Here is a 17,081-nt window from a genome sequence, read left to right as displayed (position 1 = left end):
CAAACCCCGGTGCCACCTCGGCCTTGCGCTGAGGTATGCTGTCGGCGTGGCGGTCCCCTCGAGCCCGGCCTCCGACTTCTGCGCAGCGTGCGGTTTCCCGCTGCGCGGGCCGCGGTGCGAGGCGTGCGGGGTCGACCGGTCGCCGGCGCTCTCGCTCTCGCGCAGGCCGCCGCCCGCGGACGCCGACTGGGACGGCAGCTCGATCGATGCGTGGCGCACGCGCGACCCGGTGCGCTTCGTGGCCCACTGCGCCTCGGCGGAGGCCGGCACGAACGTCCAGGCGACGACGCTGCAGGAAGGCGTGGGGTGGATCGTTCCGTTCGGGGCGACGACGCTCTTCGTCGCGCTCGACGCGGCGAACGAGCGGATGTCGATCGACGTGGCGGTCGTCCGCGTCGCGGAGCGGCAGCGGGTGCCGCTCCTCCGGACCGCGCTGGAGCTCTCCGGCGGCCCCGAGCCGTTCCGGCTCTGCCTCCGGGACGATCTGCTGCTGCTCCGCCGCGTCGGTCGCGTCGCCGCCTTCACGCCGGAGGCGCTGCGCGGCGCGCTGCGCGAGAGCGGCGAGGCGGCGCAGCGGCTCGCGGCGACGCTGACCGCCTGGTTCGACGCGCGACCGCCGTTCTCGGAGGAGCAGCGGGCGAGCCTGACGTGGGCGTCGGCCGGCCGCGCGCGGCCGCTCAAGAGCTTCTCCAGCCCGCCGGCGCCTGGCCGCCCTCAGGGCGCTCCGTCGGTGCGGGCGGCCGGCCCGCCGACGCCGGCCTCGGCGGCGCGGGCGCCGCTCGAGGAGCTCTCGGCGTGGGCGGCGCCCCCGTTGCCGCGCCTGCCCGAGTCGGTCGCGCGCACGATCCGCGACGCGGACGTGATCCCCGACATCCTGTCCCCCTCGCTCGTGTCCGCTCCGGCGTCGCCGGGCGCCGCGTCGGGCGCTCTGTCGGTGAAAAACGGCGGCGCGCTCACGCCCAAGGCCGGCATCTTGCCGCCGGCCCACGACGGCGGCGCCGCGTCCAAGGCGCTCAGCGGCCTGGCGATGCCGGGGCCCGACGGCGGCGCCGCCAAGCCGGCGGCGGCGGGCCCGGCGGCGGCGGCCCCGCTGTCGGGCGAGCCCGCGCCGGCCGCGGACACGCCGGGGCAGGCCGGCGATCGGCGCAGCGCGCGCACCGTCCCGTTTCGCCGCTCGACCTCCTCCGTCATGGCCGCCGTGACGACGCCGTTGTCGGTGCGTCCGCCCGCGCTGCCGGAGGTCGAGATCGAGCCTCCGTCGCGCCAGAGCATCCCGTCGCGCCCCGAGGCGCCGAACACGCCGGCCGATCGGCTCTGCCAGCTGCTCCGGGACGCGCAGGTGCTCGGCGCGGCGCTCAGCTTCCAGGAGCGGCCGGGCGTCATGGTGCTGCTCATCCGGTGCACCGTGTTCCGGGCGATCTACGAGCACGGCGAGGCGATGCCCGACGCGGTGGCGCACCTCTACCGCTGCACGGCGGCCGCGACCCGCGAGCTCGTCCAGGCGGAGGGCGGCTCGCGCCGCGCAAACACCGCGGGCGTCGCCGAGCCGGCGTTCCTCGTGATGGAGCGCCTCGTGACGCTGCGCGGGCAGGTGCCCGAGGAGAAGCGGCTGCACATCGATCCGCTCACCACGGCGGCGCTCGCGCGCGAGCACCTCGGCCGCTACCTGCGCGAGATCGAGCGCGCCCCGGCCGATCCGGTGCTCCGCCACTTCCTCGCGCTCGGCGCCCTCTCGGAGCTGCTCGTGCGCACGAAGCTGCCGGCCAAGACGGAGCAGCGGCTGCGCGACATCGTCGCCTACGCGCAGCGCGACGGCGCCAAGCCGGGCACGATCGAGCTGCTGATGACGGCGCTCTCGAGGATCGTCGCCCAATGACGTCGCAGCTCGCGGCGCACGGCGACGGCGATCTGGCCCTGCTCCACGAGCGCGTCGCCCGCGCCCGCCGCTCGGTCGTGGCGATCCGCGCCGGCGCGCTCGTCACGACCGGCTGGGTGGCGCTCGGCAACGGCGTCGTGGTGACGAGCCGGCGGGGGCTCGGCTACCCGACCGAGGTCACGCTGACGTTCGAGGACGGCCGGAGCATGGCGGGGCGCGTGATCGCGGTCGACGTGGGCCGGGACGTGGCGCTTGTCGCGCCGGGCGAGCCGCTGGGCGTCGCGGCGCTCGCCGTCCGCGCGCCGGCCGAGCCGCGGCTCGGCGAGCGCGCCGCGGTGCTGAGCTGCCTCCCGGGGCAGAGCCTGCGCCTCGCGGTCGCGCGGGTCTGCCACGCGGCGCGCAAGGTCGACGGGCAGCTCCCCGGGTTCGAGCTCGACGTGGCGGCGCCGCTCGGCGCGCCGGTGCTCGATCCGGAGGGGCGCGTGATCGGGGTTGTCGCGGCGGTGTCCGGCGCCCTGGGGGAGCTGCCGGGCCACAGCGCCGTGCTCCCGGCGGGCGCGTTCCAGCCGCTGCTCGCCTCGGTGGATCGGCCGCTCGCCGAGCTCCGCGACCGGGCGCCGGTGTACCGCTGCCCGGTGTGCGAGGAGCCGTTCGACATCGAGAGCGACCGCTGCCTGGGCTGCGGCCGGCTGCTGCCGCACGCGTTCGCGCCGTCTCCGGCCCGCGCGGGCGTCGAGCGGGTGATCCGGCAGGGCCTGTCGGCGCTCGGGATCATCGCCAACCGGGCGCGCGTCGGCCCGAGGGCCTGGCGGATCGCGCAGCGGCCGTTCCCGGCGGCGGAGACGGCGACGCAGGTGGACATCGAGATCGACGAGGCGGGGGGGCTTCTGTCGCTTCGCGCGCCGGTCGTGGGGTTGCCGGCGGCGAACCACGAGCCGTTCTACCGGTTCCTGCTCACGATGAACGACCAGACCACGGGGGAGTTCCGCGTGTCGATCGCGGGCGACGAGGTCGCGGTGTCGTGCGTGGCGTCGCTGGAGGGCTTCTCGGATCACGATGCGGCGCTGCTCATCGACGGGCTCGTGCAGATCGCGGACGAGTACCGGCGGACGCTCGCGGAGAGGTTCGAGGCGGCGCCGAGGTTCGAGTCGGCGGGGCGCTGAGTCGGCGGGGCGGGAAGGCGCGCTCTGGAAGGCTTCCCGCGCGCTCCGGAGGTTTCCCGCGCGGGGGCGGTAGGCAAAATTCCCCGGGAAATTCGGCCCCCGGCGCGCGCCGGACGGCGCCGGGGGCACGGCGGACGCTGCTAAGTACGCGAAATCTCGTGCTCCGGAGCGCGCGGGAAGCTCTCGGAGCGCGCGGGAAACCTCCGGCGCGCGCAGGAAGGGCTCGGACGCGCGCCGGAGGTGTGGATGGGTGTTGTGGATTACTCGAAATCGGTCTCGCCGGTCACTTCGCCCGGCGCTGCCGGACTGGACGGCGTGGCGCCGGGCTTGCCCGGGCTGGGCGGCGTGGCGGCGGGCTTGCGCTGGCGCACCTTGCGGTTCGCGAGGCCGAGGCGGATGAGATAGCCGCGCTTCTTGATGACGGCGCGGGCCGTGGTCGCCCACTCGTCGAACCAGGCGCGCAGCTTGACGAGCGCCTCGCGCCGGTGCGCGGCCTCCGGGAGCTCGGTTGGCGCGGGCAGAGGCGATGTCGGGCCGAGCGCCACGTCGACGAGCCCTTGGAGGCGCTTGCGTTCTGCCTTTTCGAGGCCACGGGTGGCGAGGAAAGCGACGGCCTTCTTGTCGCTCTGCTTCATCCCGGCGCGGTCCGGAGCGGCGCCATTCTCGAGGGCGTCGAGCCGCGCGAGGAAGGTGGCCACTCCCTGGACGGAGGCGGTGCCGGTGGAGGGCGCGAGGTCCTTGAAGACATAAGCGTGCACCTCGGGGAAACGCCGGCGGAGCGCGGCGGCATAACGGGCGAAGTTGGGCTCGTCCCACTGGTCGAGCTCCCCCGTCGCGGCGCGCTGCGCCCTGGCATCGTCGGTATCGGCCGACGCGCCGGTCTTGCGGGGAGCGGCGAGGACATCGAGGAGGAGCGCACGGCCCTCGATGATATCGTCATCGGTCATCCCCGCCCCGGCCATCAACGTGCGAATCGCGGCGACGGCGCCTATCCCCATCAGGAACTTTGTCGCGCGCTCCGGCGTGGTCTCCAGGACCGCATCCGAATACTCCATGCTGATTTCCTCCCTGCCGGCCGGGAAATCCGGACGGCGGCAATGAGATAGAAGTTACAAGGGTAGTTTCGGGGATGGGAAGAGGGATTTGAGCTCTCGCCGTGCTCCGGCCGCCGGATTCTTGCTCTCCCGGCGGGGCACTCCGGGGCGGTGGCCTGTGCGCTGAGGACGGACGGAACGGAGCTCGGGGCGCGCTCCGGCGCGATGCTCGGCTGAGCCATGTCCGAGCACGCCCGTGTGGACGCTTGTCTCTGGGGGTCCTGCGGGCGAGCGTGCGCGAGCGAGAAAATCGCGGGGTGGAGGGAATGAGCATGAGCGAGAGATCGAGACCGTGGCGACGGAGGACGATCCTTGCGGTGGCTGTCGGCGTCCTGGCGCTTGGGGCGGCGGGGGCCGGGTGTTTGTGGGAGCGCGAGGACCGCACGTTCGGCAGCTTCTGCGCGGCCTCGGTGGGCGGCGAGGAGCATTGCGTGGGTGAGAATCTCGGCCCGGGCATCGCGTGGAGCCAGGCCGAGAAGGACGGCGCGCTGCCCATCGAGATGTGGGCCACGTGGCCGAACAACAAGACGCTGGAGGAGATCGTCGCGAGCGGCACCTCGCTCGACGTCTGGTTCGGCCATGTGGACGAAGCGATCGACTACGTGCGAGACGACGCGAGGAACGCCGAGTCGCTGCGGGCGACGCTCGCGGGCAAGCTCGAGTCGCTGCTCGACGAGGCGACGGACCGCCAGAGAGCGCTGCTCGCGCAGGCGCCGGTCGACGCGACAGGCAGCTTCAAGGCGGCGATGATCGAGAAGGCGAGCGCCGAGACGGAGCCGCTCGCCGCCGCGCTCGCGGCGGACAAGCAGGCCATGGCGGTCGTGCAGGCGATCTTCGACCAGGCCCGGAGCGACGCGGCCCCGCTGCGATCGAGGTACGCGGGCGTCGCGGCGCGCTTCGCCGCGTACCGCGCGACCGAGGCGGCGGAGACGGCGGCCTACGCGGCGCTCTCGGAGCAGGCGTCGCGGTCGGACATCGACGGCCTCGACGGCGTGGAGCAGGCGGTGCTCGCGGCGGCGCGCGAGGCGAGCCGGGCGCCCGGCGAGCTCGCCGCCGAGATCCTGAGGTCGTCGGCGGCGCTCCAGGTCTTCGCGGCCTCCTTCGACGAGGCGATGGCACCGCACAGGGAGTTCCTCGCGACGCACGGCGCGGTGCTGCCGGACATGACCTCGGGGGCGCTGCGGTCGCTGAGCGCGATGCTGGGCTATGTGCAGCGGCGGGTGGCCCGGAGCGACGCGACGGCGGCGGCGCTGCTCGGCGGGATCGCGCTGCGCCGGCAGGCGCTCCGCGTGTCGCAGATGGACGAGGGGGCGCGCGAGGCGATCGCAGGGGCGCGGACCCGCAAGGCGTCGGACGCCTTCGGGGAGCGTGCGCGCGCGCAGGTCGCGGCGCTGTCGGCGGCGCCGCCGGTGAGCGAGAAGCTCGGGCTGCCGCTGCTGGCCGAGCGGTGCGGGGAGCTCTCGGCGCTTGTGCAGCTGCGGCCGCTCTGCGAGGCGGCGGGGTCGTCGTGGCGCGAGGCCGGGTGCGCGGCGCTTCGGGAGCGGTTCGATGCCGCGGAGGTCGAGCTCAGGACGGGGCTGCCGCGGAAGATCGCGGAGGGCCTGGCGGCGCTGCGGGAGAAGGGGATGGCCGCGGCGGCGCTCGACGCGGCGCAGGCGAGGCTCGACGCGGGCGACGTGAAGGGCGCCGCGGTCGCGTATGACGCCGCCGTGCGCGGCGCGGAGGGGACATGAGAGGCTCGAAGGAGGTTGTGCGGCGTGGCTTTCGCGCCGCGGCGCTGCAGAAGCTCGTCGCGCTGATCACTGCGGCGGTGTTGGTGGCGCCCTCGTTGGCGCGGGCCGGCACGCCGTACACCCTCGACTGGGTCTCCACCCAGTTCAACCCGGGGTGTCTCACCCCCGAGCTCCTCAACCCTGGAGCGCCGTACTTCCGCGTGAACGATACGCCGCTTCCCACCTACGAGGTTCCGGGCGAGTTCGCGTTCCATGACGACGGCTCGGAGAGCAATCGGATGGAGGCGGCGTTCGATTCGGTGCTGCTCGGGATGGGCATGAACGACTTCCACTTCCACGTCAGCAGGGAGGGGGGCGACAACACCTGCGTCAACGCGCGCGAGGTGGTGAACCTCGTGTCGGTGCCGCTCGGGCTGAACAAGCCGCTCTTCGACGTCCGTCGCCGCGGGGTGGCGTTCTCCGGCGACACGACCCTCGACCTGAGCCTCGCGGAGATCAACCCGGCGCTCGCGCGCGACATCGAGATCCTGCTCGCCGAGATCGCCAAGGAGCGCAAGGCGCTCGTGGCGAACGCCCCGCGGGTGGCGCGCCTGGCGGAGAAGATGGACCTGCTCCAGCAGCTCGACACCGAGCTGAAGGACCTGGTCAGCCGGCCGCTGGACGAGATCTCGCGGACCGATCTCGACGAGATCCTCGACCGGTACAAGGACGCGGTCGGCGCGGAGACGCGGGCGGCGATGGAGCAGCTCGTCGACGACCTGAAGAAGAGCGTCAGCGATCTCGAGGACGAGCTCGCGCGGCTGATGGACGAGTTCGGCGCGCAGGCGGACGAGGTGGCGGACCTGGCGACGCAGGACGCGCGCGCCGAGGGGTGGAACCCGGACGACGCGGGGGCGTACGCGCTCGGGGAGAGCGAGGTGCCGTGGGTCGAGGTGCCGGACATCTCGGCAGTGGACGGGGCGTTCGACGAGGGGAGGGACCCGTACGCGGCGTACGCGGATGGCGTGATCGCGGCGCTGGAGGCGGACGTGAGCGGCCGGGTGGTGGTCCTTCGGGCGGACTTCGTGGCGAACGTGAGGGCGTGGCGGGCGAACAGCGCGGCGCTGGAGATCGCGCTGCGCGACCGGATGGGGGTGTCGCTTTCGGAGACGAACGCGTTCCTGAAGGCGCAGAACCGGATCACCGGATTCGTGCGGCAGTTCATGGATGCGTCGGACTGGTTCGAGGACTCGCCCGTGCCGGCGGACCTGCGGGCGCAGGTGGACACGGTGCTGAAGCCGCGGTTCGACGCGCTGGCGGACCAGATGAAGGACAGCCTGAACCAGTGGACGGGCGACGGGCTCGACCTGGAGCAGACGCAGCTCTACCAGACGATCAGCGCGTTCGCGGGGGCGATGTCGACGGTGGGCGAGGGCTTCGAGGCGTACGCGGAGGTGATGCAGACGCTCGTGCATGCGACGACGCGCATCGGGGTGGGGTTCGTGCCGGTGGTGGGGCCGGCGCTCGACCTGTGCGAGGCGGTCACCGGGAAGGCGTGGTGCCAGCCGTCGGGGCAGGAGCTGAGCGACGAGGAGCGGATCTTCTCGGGGCTGGGCTTCGGGCTCGGGGCGGTCGGGCCGATGTGGCGCGCGGTCAAGACCAGCAGCGGCCTGCGACCGGCCGCGATCCGGGTGGCCGGGGAGATCGCCGAGATCGAGGAGGTGTTCGCCAAGATCGTGAAAACGAACCGCGTCAGGGGGTACAAGGGGCTCACCGGGGCGATCACCAAGTTCGATGTGGACATCTTCGAGAAGAAGGCGGCCAAGTTCCTGGTGGACGACGGCCGATCGCTCATCGGGGTCGGCGACGACGGCGTGCGCGACGTGCTCAAGATTCCGAGGGAATCGAGCGCTGGGGGTAGCGAGGGGGCAGCGCCCGACTTCTTGTCGATATCCAGCGGGCACAAGCTGATCGTGAGTGAGGCCAAGGGCGGCGGAGAGATTAAGGTCAGGAAGGTGCGCGAGCAGCTCACGAACGCCATGAAGGCGCTGAAGGCGAAGGGGCTGGATGGAGACGTGGCTCGGTACGAGCTCATCATGGAGCAGGGCGCGAAATTTGATGACCCGAACATCACGGTTCGGGACGGCTACCTGTTCAACTGGAAGACTGGCAAGAACGTGACCTTGATAGACTCCGACAAATTCATCATGGTGATCCGGCTATGAGTGAATCAGAACCTTCGTTCTATGCGTGGTGTGACGAGGCAGAACGGCTCGACGCGTTCGCCGCGGCACTGTCGGCCCTCGTCAACCCGGGGGCTCTCATCAGCCTGATGATGAGCCACCAGCAAGGGTGCGAGACACGCTCCGTGGACGAAGTGCTCGCGATGATCCGCGCCCATCTCGGAGGAACGAACAACGCTCACCTAGGCTCTGGCGTGAAGCTGAACGGTTCCGAGTGCGCCATGCTGTTCGATCTCAAGTGCTACACCGACGAAAGCGAACGTCTCTGTCCTTGGGGCCCGCTCCGCTTAGATGCGGGCGAACGCAAGCGGGACTTTTACCCCTACGAGATCCCCGTGCGCAGGGGCCCCCGCTCCGTGGAGGCCGAGGCCGCGGCCGCCTACCATCTAGTTCAGGGGGCCGTCGAGGATCTCCTGCTCCGCCTCTGCGCGCCGGACGCGAGCGGGCGCGTGCCGACCGGCGCCTGCACGGACAAGCCCAACTGGAGCGCCCCGGTCGAGATGTGCGCGACCTACAACGCGAACGCCTCGGAGCTCGCGCGCGACCTCGCCCTCTCGTGGGTGAGCCTCCACCACAAGGAGAGCGTCTCGCGCATCGCCGGTACGTCGCTGGAAGCGCTCCGCGCGCGGGTGGAAGCCGCGCCGCGCGGCGCGCGCGTGCCCATGAAAAGCACGAGCGAGCTCACGGGCTCGCTCTCGCGCGAGACCGTGCTCAAGGCGCTCGCGACGCCGCCGGCCACGCTGCTCGATGCGCTCGAGGCCGCGGCGGTGCCCGACGACGCGTGGCGCGCGGCCGAGCCCCAGGCGCGCGAGCTCCTGGAGCTACGCCGCCAGCTTGACGACGAAGCCGCGGGGGAGGTCCCACCCGCCTTCTGGGTGGACGTCACGACGCGCAGGCACACCCGGTTCCTCGAGGAGCACGCCCCCTTCCACGTCCGCCGCCTCCCGAGCGGCGGGGTGGTGCTGGCCACGCACCCGTACCGCACGCTCTGGCCGCTCTGGGCCGATGCACTCTTCGTGCTCGGCCTCATGTCCTGACGCAGGCTACCTCATGAGGATGATCGAGCGATGAGAGAAGGGCCGTTTTTCTTCGCCTGGTGTGACGAGGCACAGAGGGTCGATGCGTTCGGCGCCGCGCTCTCGGCCCTCATCAAGGAGCCCCAGTACAGTATCCGCGCGATCATGGACCGCGACACCGAATGCAACACCACCTCCGTGGACGAGGTGGTCGCGATGCTCCGCACCCAGTTCGGACGCACGGACGCCGAAGCCTACTTCGTCGCATCGTTGAGCTATGACCACTTCGTCCATTGCATCCTTCGCTGCTTCACCGACAGGAGCGAACGTCTCAAGCCGATGGGCCCCATCCACATGCACGGCCGCCGGATCGAGGCCTTTGCCCCCATGCACATGGACCTCGCCCTGGGGAGGGGCCCGCGCTCCGTGCAGGCCGAGGCCGTGCTCGCGTGGCACATGGCGCTGGAAGACATCGAGGATGTCCTGCTCCGCCTCTGCGCGCCGGACGCGAGCGGGCGCGTCCCGACCGGCGGCTGCACGACGGCGCGGACCTGGCTCGCCCCGGTCGCCCTGTGCGCGACGTACAACGCGGACGCCCGCGACATCGCGCGCGATCTCGCCCTTTCGTGGATCTGCCTCCACGACAAGGAGAGGGTGTCGCGCACCGCGGGCCTGCCGCTGGAAGCGCTCCGCGCGCAGGTGGAAGCCGCGCCGCCTGGGGCGTGCGCCGCGCTGAGACATAGCAGCGGGCACTCGAGCTCGCTCTCCCGTGAAGCCGTTCTTAAGGCGCTGGAAACTCCGCCCTCCGCCCTGCTCGAGGCGCTCGAAGCGGCGGCGGAGGCGCCCGACGGCGCGTGGCGCGCCGCAGAGCCGCGCGCGCGCGAGATCTACGAGCGGACGCTCCCATTCAGGGGGCGCGACGAGCAGGGCACGGAGACGGGCAACGGCTCGCCCCTCTCGCAGGTCGAGATCACCCTCGATCACTTCGAGTTCCTGGTCCACCACGCCCGGTTCTACGTCCGGCGCCTGCCGAGCGGCGGCGTGGTGCTGGCAACCCACCCGTACCGCACGCTCTGGCCGCTCTGGGCCGACGCGCTCTTCGCGCTCGGCCTGATGTCATGACAGAGGCCGCGCATGCTCTCTGTTCTCCGGGCGTCGCACCCGGGCGCGCACGCGCTGGACGGCGCACCCCTCCCTGAGCGCGCGGAGCGCGCGATTAGGGAGGGGCGGGCCGCGCGCAGGCGCGAAGCGCCGAGCACGGACCGGGGGTGGGCATCCACTCTCTCTCAGCCGTTCTCCGCTCTTTCGGAGCCATCCTCATCGATCAACACCGAGGGGTGGAACCCGGACGACCCGGGCGCGTACGCGCTCGGGGAGAGCGAGGTGCCGTGGGTCGAGGTGCCGGACATCGCGGAGGTGGAGGGAGCGTTCGACGAGGGGAGGGACCCGTACGCGGCGTACGCGGACGCGGTGATCGCGGCGCTGGAGGCGGACGTGAGCGGCCGGGTGGTGGTCCTTCGGGCGGACTTCGTGGCGAACGTGAGGGCGTGGCGGGCGAACAGCGCGGCGCTGGAGATCGCGCTGCGCGACCGGATGGGGGTGTCGCTGGCGGAGACGAACGCGTTCCTGAAGGCGCAGAACCGGATCACCGGGTTCGTGCGGCGGTTCATGGATGCGTCGGACTGGTTCGAGGACTCGCCGGTGCCGGCGGACCTGCGGGCGCAGGTGGACACGGTGCTCAAGCCACGGTTCGACGCGCTGGCCGACCAGATGAAAGACAGCCTGAACCAGTGGACGGGCGACGGGCTCGATCTGGAGCAGACGCAGCTCTACCAGACGATCAGCGCGTTCGCGGGGGCGATGTCGACGGTGGGCGAGGGCTTCGAGGCGTACGCGGAGGTGATGCAGACGCTCGTGCATGCGACGACGCGCATCGGGGTGGGGTTCGTGCCGGTGGTGGGGCCGGCGCTCGACCTGTGCGAGGCGGTCACCGGGAAGGCGTGGTGCCAGCCGTCGGGGCAGGAGCTGAGCGACGAGGAGCGGATCTTCTCGGGGCTGGGCTTCGGGCTCGGGGCGGTCGGGCCGATGTGGCGCGCGGTCAAGACCAGCAGCGGGCTGCGACCGGCCGCGATCCGGGTGGCCGGGGAGATCGCCGAGATCGAGGAGGTGTTCGCCAAGATCGTGAAAACGAACCGCGTCAGGGGGTACGAACCTCCGCGGGGCGGTCACGAAGCGCAAGAAGGTGGACATTTTCGAGAAGAAGGCGGCGAAGTTCCTGGTGGACGATGGCCGATCGCTCGTCGGGGTCGGCGACGACGCCGTGCGCGACGTGGTCGGCATTCCGAAGACCTCGCGTCCTAAATCCAAGGAAGCGATGGCGCCTGACTTCGTGTCGATATCCAGCGGGCACAAGCTGATCATAAGCGAGGCAAAAGGTGGAAAGATCTATGTTGATGATGTGCGTCATCAGCTATCAAACGCAATGAAGGCGCTGAAGGACAAGGGGCTGGACGGAGATGTGGATCGGGTTGAGCTCATCATGGAGCAGGGGGCGAAGTTTGACGACCCGAACTTCACGGTTCGGGACGGCTACCTGTTCAACTTGAAGACGGGCAAGACCGTGACCCTGATAGACTTCAACAAGCCCATCATGGTGATCCGGCTATGAGCAAGACAGGGCCTTGCTTTTTCGCCGGGTGTGATGAGGCGGAACGGATCGAGGCATTCGCCGCGGCACTGTCGGTCATCGTCATCCCGGGGGATCTTGTCAGCCTGATGATGAGTTCCGAGGAAGGATGCGAGACACCCTCCGTGGACGAAGTGCTCGCGATGATCCGCGCCCACTTCGAAGGAACGAACAACGCTCACGTCCTCTCTGGCGTGATGCTGAGCGATTCCGAGCGCGTCATCTGTGTCGGACTGTCGTGTTACACCGACGAATCCGAGCGTCGCTCCTCCAGCGGCCCTCTCAAATTACGAATGTGCGAAAAACGGGATTTCTTTCCGTCCGAGGTCCCCGTGGGCAGGGGCCCCCGCTCCGTGGAGGCCGAGGCGGCGGTGGCCTACCATATGGTCCAAGGCGACATCGAGGACCTCCTGCTCCGCCTTTGCGCGCCGGACACAAGCGGGCGCGTGCCGACCGGCGCGTGCACGGACAAGGAGGACTGGATCGCCCCGGTCGAGATGTGCGCGACCTACAACGCGAACGCCGCGGAGCTCGCGCGCGACCTGGCCCTCTCGTGGGTGAGCCTCCACGACAAGGAGAGCGTCTCGCGCATCGCAGGCACGTCGCTGGAGGCGCTCCGCGCGCGTGTCGACGCCGCGCCGCGCGGCGCGCGCGTGCCCATGAAAGGCACGAGCGAGCTCACGGGCTCGCTCTCGCGCGAGACCGTGCTCAAGGCGCTCGCGACGCCGCCGGCCACGCTGCTCGAAGCGCTCGAGGCCGCGGCGGTGCCCGACGAGGCGTGGCGCGCGGCCGAGCCCCAGGCGCGCGAGCTCCTCGAGCTACGCCGCCAGCTCGACGACGAAGCCGCGGGGGAGGTCCCACCCGCCTTTTGGGTAGACATCACGACGCGCGAGCACACGCGCTTCCTGGAAGAGCACGCCCCCTTCCACGTGCGCCGCCTGCCGAGCGGCGGCGTGGTGCTGGCCACGCACCCGTACCGCACGCTCTGGCCGCTCTGGGCCGACGCGCTGTTCGTGCTCGGCCTCCTGTCCTGACGCAGGCTACCTCATGAGGATGATCGAGCGATGAGAGAAGGGCCGTTTTTCTTCGCCTGGTGTGACGAGGCACAGAGGGTCGATGCGTTCGGCGCGGCGCTGTCGGCCCTCATCAAGGAGCCACAGTACAGTATGCGCGCGATCATGGACCGCGACACGGAATGCAACACGACCTCCGTGGACGAGGTGGTCGCGATGCTCCGCGCCCACTTCGGGCGCACCGACGCGGAAACCTATTTCGTCGCATCGTTGAGTCACGAACACTTCGTCCATTGCATCCTTCGCTGCTTCACCGACAGGAGCGAGCGTCTCAAGCCGATGGGCCCCATCCACATGCACGGCCGCCGGATCGAGGCCTTTGCCCCCATGCACATGGACCTCGCCCTGGGGAGGGGCCCGCGCTCCGTGCAGGCCGAGGCCGTGCTCGCGTGGCACATGGCGCTGGAAGACATCGAGGACGTCCTGCTCCGCCTCTGCGCGCCGGACGCGAGCGGGCGCGTCCCGACCGGCGGCTGCACGACGGCGCGGACCTGGCTCGCGCCGGTCGCCCTGTGCGCGACGTACAACGCGGACGCCCGCGACATCGCGCGCGATCTCGCCCTCTCGTGGATCTGCCTCCATGACAAGGACAGGGTGTCGCGCACCGCGGGGCTGTCGGTGGAAGCGCTCCGCGCGCGGGTGGAAGCCGCGCCGCCTGGGGCGTGCGTTGCGCTGAGACATAGCAGCGGGCACTCGAGCTCGCTCTCCCGTGCAGCCGTCCTCAAGGCGCTGGAAACTCCGCCTTCCGCCTTGCTCGAGGCGCTCGAAGCAGCGGCGGAGAAGCCCGATGGCGCGTGGCGCGCGGCAGAACCGCGCGCGCGCGAGATCTACGAGCGGACGCTCCCATTCAGGGGGCGCGACGAGCAGGGCACGGAGACGGGCAACGGCTCGCCCCTCTCGCAGGTCGAGATCACCCTCGATCACTTCGAGTTCCTGGTCCACCACGCCCGGTTCTACGTCCGGCGTCTGCCGAGCGGCGGCGTGGTGCTGGCCACGCACCCGTACCGCACGCTCTGGCCGCTCTGGGCCGATGCTCTCTTCACGCTCGGTATCGCGTCATGACAGAGACGCGATGCGCCGCCTCGCGGCGCGTGAAGAGCAGTGGTCGGAGCCCTGGCAGTGAGCCAGGCGTCATCGAGGTCGTCGACCCATGAATCAAGCGCGGAGTGAACGGGGACCCAATTTCTATGCGTGGTGTGACGAGGCGGACCGGTTCGACGCCTTCGCGGCGGCCCTCTCGGCGCTCGTCTACCCGGGGGGACTTTGCGATGTCAGCCTCTCCACGCCTGGATCCTCCGAACACCTGTGGCGCAGCGAGATCTCCCGCGACGAGGTCATCGCGGTGACACGTCCCGCCTTCAAGTCACGCTCGGAGATACGTGTGAATTTCGGTACGAAGTGGAGGTGGCTGGCCAGGTATGGCCTGAGCCTGGTGTGCTATGGTGAAGCACACGAACGCCGGTGGGCCACCGGCCCTCTGCGCGTACACACCTATGAGTGGAAGGGGCTTTACCCGTATTGCCTCGAGATCGCCATCGGCAACGGTGTGCGCTCCGTGGAGGCCGAGGCGGCGATGATCTCGATGCAGTTCGAGCAGGACATGGAGGATATCCTGCTCGGCCTGTGCGCGCCGGACGCGCGTCCCCGCGTGACGACCGGCTCGTGCTCGGCCGTCTTCAGCTGGCCCGCGCCCGTCGAGGCGTGCGCGACGTACCACGCCGACGCCGCAACGGTCGCGCGGGATCTCGCCCTGTCGTGGGTGCACATCCACGACGGCGATATCGTGGAGCGCGCCGCGGGCTTGTCCCTGGACGCGCTGCATGCGCGCGTCGAAGCCGCTCCAAGAGGGGCGCGCGTCGGCGTCGCGAGCGCCGTCGAGCGCGTCGCCGAGCACTGGGGCCTCGACCGCGATGCGTCCCGATCGCGGGCCGAGCGCCCGACCCGCCCCGACGCCATTCGGCGCGTCCCACGTGTCCGCCTCGTAGGCGACGAGGATCTCACGCGCGAACAGGTGCTCGCGGCGCTCTCCATGCCGCCGGCCACGCTGGTCGGCGCGCTCGAAGCCTCGGCCGTGCCGGACGAAGCATGGCGCTCCGTCGAGCCTCGCGCGCGCGAACTCGTCCAGGAGATCATCGAGGAGCCCAGGGAGGGCGAGCCCTCCTACGAAGTGGATGTCGCCACGGGAAGACACGTCCGGTTCATCGAGCGCCATTCGCCCTACTACGTGCGGCGCCTTCCGAGCGGTGGCATCCTGCTGGCCACCCACCCCTTCCGCACGCTCTGGCCGCTCTGGGCGGATGCCCTCTTCTTGCTCGATATTATGTCGTGAACGGCGTCATGGTCCTGTTGTCCCGAATCTCATTCCGCGCTTTCTTTGTTTTTGCTTCCGTTCGGTGCACGCACTCGTCAAGAATCCGCGGCGTATCCGCTCCGGGCCGACGCCCTCTTCTTGCCGTGCCTCCGATGACGATGTAACGGTCTGCCTGTCTCGCCCGCCGTCCCGTTGTGCCTCGCAGGCAGGTGGGCCCGTCACCGGAAACAGGGGACGCGATCCATGAGCAAAGATCCTCACGCGAAGCGGTTCGAGGTCCAGCGGCTCGTCGAGCGGTCGCTCGATCTGGCAAGGCATGCGCTTCTGCAGCAGGGATCGTTCCTTCCCGGATTCATCGCCGTCCAGCCCAACGGGATGTACGATATCGGGATCGCGGCGCAGGGCGGCACCGATGGATCGAACCTGCTCATCACCGCGCTACGGCAGAAGGCAGCAGCAGATCAGATCCGAGCGGCCGCCGTCTATCGGGACGTGCGGGTCCGGCCCCGCGGCGCTTTGGAGGACGTCGACGCGATTCAAGTCGTGGTCGAGCTCGCGTCGGGGGAGTCGTACAACGTGTTCCAGCTGTACCGCCTCGACAAGGAGCAGCTCGTCTTCGAGAAGGACCGAGACGTCGAGCGCGTCCCCTCCGTCATCTTCGCGGAGGCGGCCCGCATCGCGGCAGCCGTCAGGCGATGGTGGGAGTTCTGGAAGTAAACGCCGCGAGCTCTACTACCTACCACGCCCGGCGCTCAGCCCGGGCACTCCGCGCCGCACTCCCCACCGCAATCGACGCCGCGCTCGCCGCCGTTCTTCACGCCGTCGGTGCACGTTGGCGCCGCGCAGGCGCCGGCCCAGCAGACGCCGCTCGTGCAGTCCGCGCCGGTCGTGCAGCCGCCGTCCGGAGCGCAGCGCGGGCACGGCGCGCCGCAGTCGACGCCCGTCTCGGCGCCGTTCTTCACGCCGTCGGTGCACGTGGGCGCCCTGCAAATGCCAGCGTCGCACACGCCTTCGAGGCAGTCGTCCCCCGTCGCGCAATCGAATCCCATCGGGCACGGCTTGCACGGGCCCCCGCAGTTGTAATCGGTCTCCCCGCTGCCCGGATCGTGCCGATTGTTCACACAGTGGTTTCGCACGCACAGCGTGCCGTCGCACACCAGACCGTTCGGGCACGGCATCGTCGGATCGCTATCAATGCACTCGACACACTGCGCCTCATGACAGCGCCCCGCCCCCGAGAGGGGGCAGAGCACGCCGGTGAGCTGCGCATTGATCGGCGTGTCGTAATCGCAGAGGTCGTTCGTGCACTCGTTCCCATCATTGTAGACGTCGTACGCCGCCACGCTGACCACACGGCCGTCCTTCGTACACTCGTCCTGCTTGCAGTCGCCGCGGATCTGCGAGGCCAGCGGTCCCACCGTGATCTCGACCTCGCACGCGCCGTCCACGCACCGCCCCGCGCCGCACCGCGCATCCGGCGGACCCGGGCACGCCGCGTCGCTCTCGCAACCCCCTGACGGCTCGGGCTCCCCCGAGCACTCCGCCGGCCTGCCCTCCCCGCACTCGTCGCACGAGCGACACTCGAGAATGCACCCAGGCTCCTTCTCGCCGCGCGCGCAGCAGACGACCTTGCCAGGCTCCCAGCACTCGCACAGCCCATCGACGCAGATCGTGCCCGGCACGTTCTGGTGCTCCGACTGGCAGTCGTCCGTGACCTCGCAGGTCGCTCCCTGGTAAGGCCCACCGCAGGCGAAGAAAAGTGTCGAGCTGCTGAGAAAAAATGATGCGGTAATGTAATGCGTGAAACGCGTCGTCATGCGTCCAGTCCTCCGGCACGAGGCTGAGTCGCGGACACCCCGGCGGCCCCAATCCGCCGAGGTGTCGTTGGCCAGGTTGTTCGACCTCCC

14 protein-coding genes are annotated in these 17,081 nt (G+C 70.5%); 12 read left to right on the top strand and 2 right to left on the bottom strand.

Annotation, left to right across the window (positions count from 1 at the left end; all coding sequences use genetic code 11):
• Nucleotides 1–46 precede the first annotated feature (46 nt).
• Nucleotides 47–1,876 carry a hypothetical protein gene (locus tag WMF28_RS37575; protein WP_437598382.1) on the top strand — a complete coding sequence of 610 codons (1,830 nt, stop codon included), beginning with the start codon at nt 47–49 and terminating at the stop codon, nt 1,874–1,876.
• Nucleotides 1,873–3,039 (top strand): trypsin-like peptidase domain-containing protein, encoded by a 1,167-nt coding sequence (locus tag WMF28_RS37570; RefSeq protein WP_437598381.1) that lies wholly within the window; start codon nt 1,873–1,875, stop codon nt 3,037–3,039. Before WMF28_RS37575 ends, WMF28_RS37570 begins: the two co-directional genes overlap by 4 nt.
• A 260-nt stretch (nt 3,040–3,299) precedes the next feature.
• Here the strand turns inward: WMF28_RS37570 and WMF28_RS37565 are convergent, their stop codons facing one another.
• Nucleotides 3,300–4,094 (bottom strand): hypothetical protein, encoded by a 795-nt coding sequence (locus tag WMF28_RS37565; protein ID WP_437598380.1) that lies wholly within the window; start codon nt 4,092–4,094, stop codon nt 3,300–3,302.
• 356 nt (nt 4,095–4,450) lie between these two features.
• Between WMF28_RS37565 and WMF28_RS37560 the strand changes: the two genes are divergently transcribed.
• The 10 genes from WMF28_RS37560 to WMF28_RS37515 all read left to right on the top strand — a co-directional run bounded on the left by WMF28_RS37560 (nt 4,451) and on the right by WMF28_RS37515 (nt 15,891).
• Nucleotides 4,451–5,866: a hypothetical protein gene (locus WMF28_RS37560; RefSeq protein WP_437598379.1), complete on the top strand. Its 1,416-nt coding sequence runs from the start codon at nt 4,451–4,453 to the stop codon at nt 5,864–5,866.
• Nucleotides 5,863–8,070 (top strand): hypothetical protein, encoded by a 2,208-nt coding sequence (locus tag WMF28_RS37555; RefSeq protein WP_437598378.1) that lies wholly within the window; start codon nt 5,863–5,865, stop codon nt 8,068–8,070. The genes WMF28_RS37560 and WMF28_RS37555 overlap by 4 nt, the downstream gene beginning before the upstream one ends.
• A gap of 353 nt (nt 8,071–8,423) precedes the next feature.
• Nucleotides 8,424–9,125 (top strand): hypothetical protein, encoded by a 702-nt coding sequence (locus tag WMF28_RS37550; RefSeq protein ID WP_437598377.1) that lies wholly within the window; start codon nt 8,424–8,426, stop codon nt 9,123–9,125.
• A 30-nt stretch (nt 9,126–9,155) separates the two neighbouring features.
• On the top strand, nt 9,156–10,226 hold the full coding sequence (locus tag WMF28_RS37545) for a hypothetical protein (protein WP_437598376.1): 1,071 nt from the start codon (nt 9,156–9,158) through the stop codon (nt 10,224–10,226).
• A 12-nt stretch (nt 10,227–10,238) separates the two neighbouring features.
• A complete protein-coding gene (locus tag WMF28_RS37540) occupies nt 10,239–11,465 on the top strand; it encodes a hypothetical protein (RefSeq protein WP_437598375.1) in 1,227 nt (408 codons plus the stop codon).
• On the top strand, nt 11,425–11,772 hold the full coding sequence (locus WMF28_RS37535; RefSeq protein ID WP_437598374.1) for a hypothetical protein: 348 nt from the start codon (nt 11,425–11,427) through the stop codon (nt 11,770–11,772). Before WMF28_RS37540 ends, WMF28_RS37535 begins: the two co-directional genes overlap by 41 nt.
• Complete coding sequence (locus tag WMF28_RS37530) at nt 11,769–12,824, top strand: hypothetical protein (RefSeq protein ID WP_437598373.1); 1,056 nt, start codon at nt 11,769–11,771, stop codon at nt 12,822–12,824. Before WMF28_RS37535 ends, WMF28_RS37530 begins: the two co-directional genes overlap by 4 nt.
• Nucleotides 12,825–12,854: 30 nt before the next feature.
• Nucleotides 12,855–13,925, top strand: coding sequence for a hypothetical protein (locus WMF28_RS37525; RefSeq protein WP_437598372.1), 1,071 nt, complete (start codon nt 12,855–12,857; stop codon nt 13,923–13,925).
• A gap of 88 nt (nt 13,926–14,013) precedes the next feature.
• Complete coding sequence (locus tag WMF28_RS37520) at nt 14,014–15,192, top strand: hypothetical protein (protein WP_437598371.1); 1,179 nt, start codon at nt 14,014–14,016, stop codon at nt 15,190–15,192.
• A gap of 225 nt (nt 15,193–15,417) precedes the next feature.
• Nucleotides 15,418–15,891 (top strand): hypothetical protein, encoded by a 474-nt coding sequence (locus WMF28_RS37515; protein WP_437598370.1) that lies wholly within the window; start codon nt 15,418–15,420, stop codon nt 15,889–15,891.
• A gap of 35 nt (nt 15,892–15,926) precedes the next feature.
• On the opposite strand, the gene WMF28_RS37510 is transcribed toward WMF28_RS37515, so the two are convergent.
• Nucleotides 15,927–16,991 (bottom strand): hypothetical protein, encoded by a 1,065-nt coding sequence (locus tag WMF28_RS37510; protein ID WP_437598369.1) that lies wholly within the window; start codon nt 16,989–16,991, stop codon nt 15,927–15,929.
• Nucleotides 16,992–17,081 lie beyond the last annotated feature (90 nt).

This window comes from Sorangium sp. So ce590, assembly GCF_051521365.1.
Taxonomy (GTDB): Bacteria; Myxococcota_A; Polyangia; order Polyangiales; family Polyangiaceae; genus Sorangium.
This window is presented reverse-complemented; position numbering and strand designations above follow the sequence as displayed.

Excerpts from the sequence above, each read along its gene's own strand:
- WMF28_RS37545 (WP_437598376.1), top strand. The coding sequence starts at position 9,156 with ATGAGAGAAGGGCCGTTTTTCTTCGCCTGGTGTGACGAGGCACAGAGG.
- WMF28_RS37555 (WP_437598378.1), top strand. The coding sequence starts at position 5,863 with ATGAGAGGCTCGAAGGAGGTTGTGCGGCGTGGCTTTCGCGCCGCGGCG.
- WMF28_RS37510 (WP_437598369.1), bottom strand. The coding sequence starts at position 16,991 with ATGACGACGCGTTTCACGCATTACATTACCGCATCATTTTTTCTCAGC.
- WMF28_RS37540 (WP_437598375.1), top strand. The coding sequence starts at position 10,239 with ATGCTCTCTGTTCTCCGGGCGTCGCACCCGGGCGCGCACGCGCTGGAC.
- WMF28_RS37525 (WP_437598372.1), top strand. The coding sequence starts at position 12,855 with ATGAGAGAAGGGCCGTTTTTCTTCGCCTGGTGTGACGAGGCACAGAGG.
- WMF28_RS37530 (WP_437598373.1), top strand. The coding sequence starts at position 11,769 with ATGAGCAAGACAGGGCCTTGCTTTTTCGCCGGGTGTGATGAGGCGGAA.
- WMF28_RS37515 (WP_437598370.1), top strand. The coding sequence starts at position 15,418 with ATGAGCAAAGATCCTCACGCGAAGCGGTTCGAGGTCCAGCGGCTCGTC.
- WMF28_RS37570 (WP_437598381.1), top strand. The coding sequence starts at position 1,873 with ATGACGTCGCAGCTCGCGGCGCACGGCGACGGCGATCTGGCCCTGCTC.
- WMF28_RS37565 (WP_437598380.1), bottom strand. The coding sequence starts at position 4,094 with ATGGAGTATTCGGATGCGGTCCTGGAGACCACGCCGGAGCGCGCGACA.
- WMF28_RS37520 (WP_437598371.1), top strand. The coding sequence starts at position 14,014 with ATGAATCAAGCGCGGAGTGAACGGGGACCCAATTTCTATGCGTGGTGT.